The sequence below is a fragment of the Phenylobacterium sp. genome, assembly GCF_036263695.1.
Taxonomy (GTDB): domain Bacteria; phylum Pseudomonadota; class Alphaproteobacteria; order Caulobacterales; family Caulobacteraceae; genus Phenylobacterium.
The window spans coordinates 1-3,028 of the sequence record NZ_DATAGM010000314.1 but is presented as its reverse complement, the minus strand read 5'-3'; the positions used below and the strand labels follow the sequence as shown (position 1 = coordinate 3,028).

The window sequence follows — 3,028 nt, the reverse complement described above, 5'->3', positions numbered from 1 at the left end:
CCCGCTTGGCCGGGGCGTCGGCGAACGGGTGGACCGGCCGAATCTGGAACGAGCCCGCCTTCGCCGAGAGCAGAGCCAGGATGTCGGCCAGCCGGTCGCCGCGGTGGATCAGCGTGACCGTTCCCTTGTCCCGAACGGCCGCCAGCAGGAAGCCCGTCCAGGCCGCCAGTCCGCCCTCGGCCATCCACGCGTCGCGCTTCGCCGGCGCGGGGGCGCGCAACGCCGCCGGATCGTCGAAGAACGGGGGGTTGGCCATCACCGCATCGAACCGCGCCTCGCCGAGCGCGGCGAACCCCTGCGCGATGTCGAAGGCCCGCACCTCCACCCGGGTGGTCAGGCCGTTCTCCAGCACGTTGCGTCGGCCGAGCTCGGCCGCTCTCGGGTCGCGCTCCAGCCCAAGCAGGCGCGCCCCGGAGCGGCGGACGGCGGCCGCCAGCAGCGCCGCGCCGGCCCCGCAGCCCGCCTCCAGCACCCGATCGCCCGGGCCCGCGTCGCAGGCGGCCGCAAGTAGAGCGGCGTCCATCCCGGCCCGATAGCCCGCCCGCGGCTGCAGGAGGACGAGGCGTCCGTCCAGCAGCCGATCCTCGGTAGTCTGTTCTGAAATGTCGGGGGAGGCGGGCAAGCTCATGCCGAAGGGGACGGAAACCGTTGCGCTGCTTGACCCTGCCCCATCGGCTGACCATTGTCGCGGCCAAACGGCGGGCGCTTCGCCCGGCCGCAGTTGGAGCGCTTTTCACCGTGGATGACGCCAGTGCGGCCGTCCGGAACAAGCCGCCGTCGGTCGACCGGCTGCTGAGCCTCGCCAAGGATGACATGGCCGGCGTCGACGCTCTGATCCGCGAGCGGATGCAGAGCCCGGTTTCGGTCATCCCGGCGCTCGCCGAGCATATCATCGCCGGCTCCGGCAAGCGGCTGCGCCCGCTGCTGACCATCGCCTCAGCGCGCGTCGCCGGGGCCGAGGACGACGCCTGCCTCAAGCTGGCGGCCGCGGTGGAGTTCATCCACACCGCCACCCTGCTGCACGACGACGTGGTGGACTCCTCCGAGCTGCGCCGCGGCAAGGTCGCCGCCCACCTGATCTGGGGCGCGCCTTCCAGCGTGCTGGTCGGCGACTTCCTGTTCGCCCGGGCCTTTGAGCTGATGGTCGAGGCCGGCTCCATGGCTGCGCTGGAGATCCTTGCCCGCGCCAGCCGGGTGATCGCCGAGGGCGAGGTGCTGCAGCTGACGCGCGCCCACGACCTAGGTCTCACGCAGGACGTCTATCTGCAGATCATCCGCGCCAAGACCGCCGAGCTGTTCGCCGCCGCCGCCGAGGCGGGCGCGGTCAGCGCCGGCGCCTCGCCGAGCCAACGGGCCGAGCTGCGCAAGTTCGGCCAGGACCTGGGCCTGGCCTTCCAGCTGGTCGACGACGCCCTCGACTATTCCGGCTCGTCCGAGGCGTTGGGAAAGAACCCCGGCGACGACTTCAGGGAAGGCAAGGCGACGCTGCCGCTGATCCACGCCATGGCCCGCAGCGGGCCGGAGGAGCGGGCCTTCTGGACCCGTACCGTGGACCTGCGCGAGCAGGCCGACGGCGACTTCGAGCGCGCCTGCGAGCTGATGGTACGCTCCGGCGCTCTCGAGGCCACCCTCGGCCTCGCCGCCGACTACGCCGCTAGCGCCAAGGCCGCGCTCGCCCCCTTCTCCGGCTCCAACAGCTGGCGTCCCGCCCTCGAAGACCTCGCCGATTTCGCGGTCGCCCGCCGGACGTAGAGCCCCAGCCAAAGGCTTAGCCTTTGGAACCCAGCCAAGCCTTGCGCGCTCCCTTTTACCACGAGGGAGACGACCTTTTTGAAAGCTGGATACCGCTTGGCCCGTCTGGGCGAGTTCACCCCGCAGTTCCCCGACGCGGAGGCCCTTCACCAGGGGCTGGCCCGCTGGAACCGGCGGCGGCTGGCCGTGGGCGCGCCGTCCGCTACTTGGCGTGAGGAGATCGGCGAGGAGGCGCGTATGCGCCGGCTGGAGGGCGCCTTCGTCGAGGCGTTCCGTGCGCTCGTCGCCCCCGAGGTGGAGGGTGTTCCGACCGACGCCGCCAGGTTCGTGGCCTGGTTCGAAGAGCTGAAGGACACGGGCCCCGGCCAATACGACCAGCTGTTCGCCTGGCTGGAGGCCGACGCCAGCCTCGAGGACTTCAAGTGGTTCCTGACCCAGGAGGCGGCCGGCGAGGCGGGCTTTGACGATCTGGTGGCGCTCACCCAGGTCAAGATGCCTGCCCGGGCCAAGCTCGAGCTCGCCCGCAACTACTGGGATGAAATGGGCCGCGGCAACGAGGCGGGCATGCACGGCCCGATGCTCGACCGGACCATCCAGGGTTTCGAGCTGAAGCCCACGATCGAGAGCACCCTGTGGCAGTCACTGGCCCTGGCCAACACCCTGACCGCCTTCGCCACCACCCGCCGATACGCCTATCACTCGATCGGGGCGCTCGGGGCGGTGGAGCTGACCGCGCCCACTCGGGTCGCCTGCATCGACGCCGGGCTCAAGCGCCTGGGCGTCGAGCCGGCCCTTCGCAAGTACTTCGGCCTGCACGCGGTGCTTGACGTCGAGCACTCCAAGGCCTGGAACGCCGAGGTGCTGATCCCGCTGGTGGAGGCCGACCCGTCCTGCGCCCGCTACATCGCCGAGGGCGCGATCATGCGTCTGATCCTCGGCGAGCAGTGCTTCGAAGCCTACCGCGCCCACCTCTGGGCACACGAGCACCCGGTGGTCTACGCGGCGGAGTAAGCGACCTCTCCCCGCAACGCGGCGTAGGGTGCGGGGCGCGCGGCCGCATGGCCGCGCCCGGCGCGAGGCCACGGAAAACGTGAGAAGCGGCGAGGCCCTCCTCACCCAACCCTCTCCCCCCGCGGAGCGGGGGAGAGGGCCAGGATCAACCCGGCGAGATCATCTTCTCCGGGCGGACGATTTCGTCGAACTCTTCGTTCGTAACGTAGCCGCCGCCGACGGCCTCCTCGCGCAGGGTGGTGCCGTTCTTGTGGGCGGTCTTGGC

The 3,028-nt window shown here is 71.1% G+C and carries 4 protein-coding genes; 2 read left to right on the top strand and 2 right to left on the bottom strand.

Going from position 1 to position 3,028, the window contains the following annotated elements; genetic code table 11:
• Positions 1–628, bottom strand: a 628-nt coding sequence (locus VHK87_RS12845; RefSeq protein WP_414694147.1) for a methyltransferase, incomplete at its 3' end; no start/stop codon positions are given.
• Positions 629–738: 110 nt separating this feature from the next.
• Here VHK87_RS12845 and VHK87_RS12840 point away from each other — a divergent pair.
• Together VHK87_RS12840 and VHK87_RS12835 are read left to right on the top strand one after the other, a co-directional pair.
• Positions 739–1,752, top strand: a complete 1,014-nt coding sequence (locus VHK87_RS12840; RefSeq protein ID WP_329635291.1) for a polyprenyl synthetase family protein — start codon at positions 739–741, stop codon at positions 1,750–1,752.
• A 96-nt stretch (positions 1,753–1,848) separates the two neighbouring features.
• Positions 1,849–2,763: an iron-containing redox enzyme family protein gene (locus VHK87_RS12835; RefSeq protein ID WP_329635290.1), complete on the top strand. Its 915-nt coding sequence runs from the start codon at positions 1,849–1,851 to the stop codon at positions 2,761–2,763.
• A gap of 145 nt (positions 2,764–2,908) precedes the next feature.
• On the opposite strand, the gene VHK87_RS12830 is transcribed toward VHK87_RS12835, so the two are convergent.
• A partial coding sequence (locus VHK87_RS12830) for a hypothetical protein (RefSeq protein ID WP_329635293.1) occupies positions 2,909–3,028 on the bottom strand: 120 nt, incomplete at its 5' end.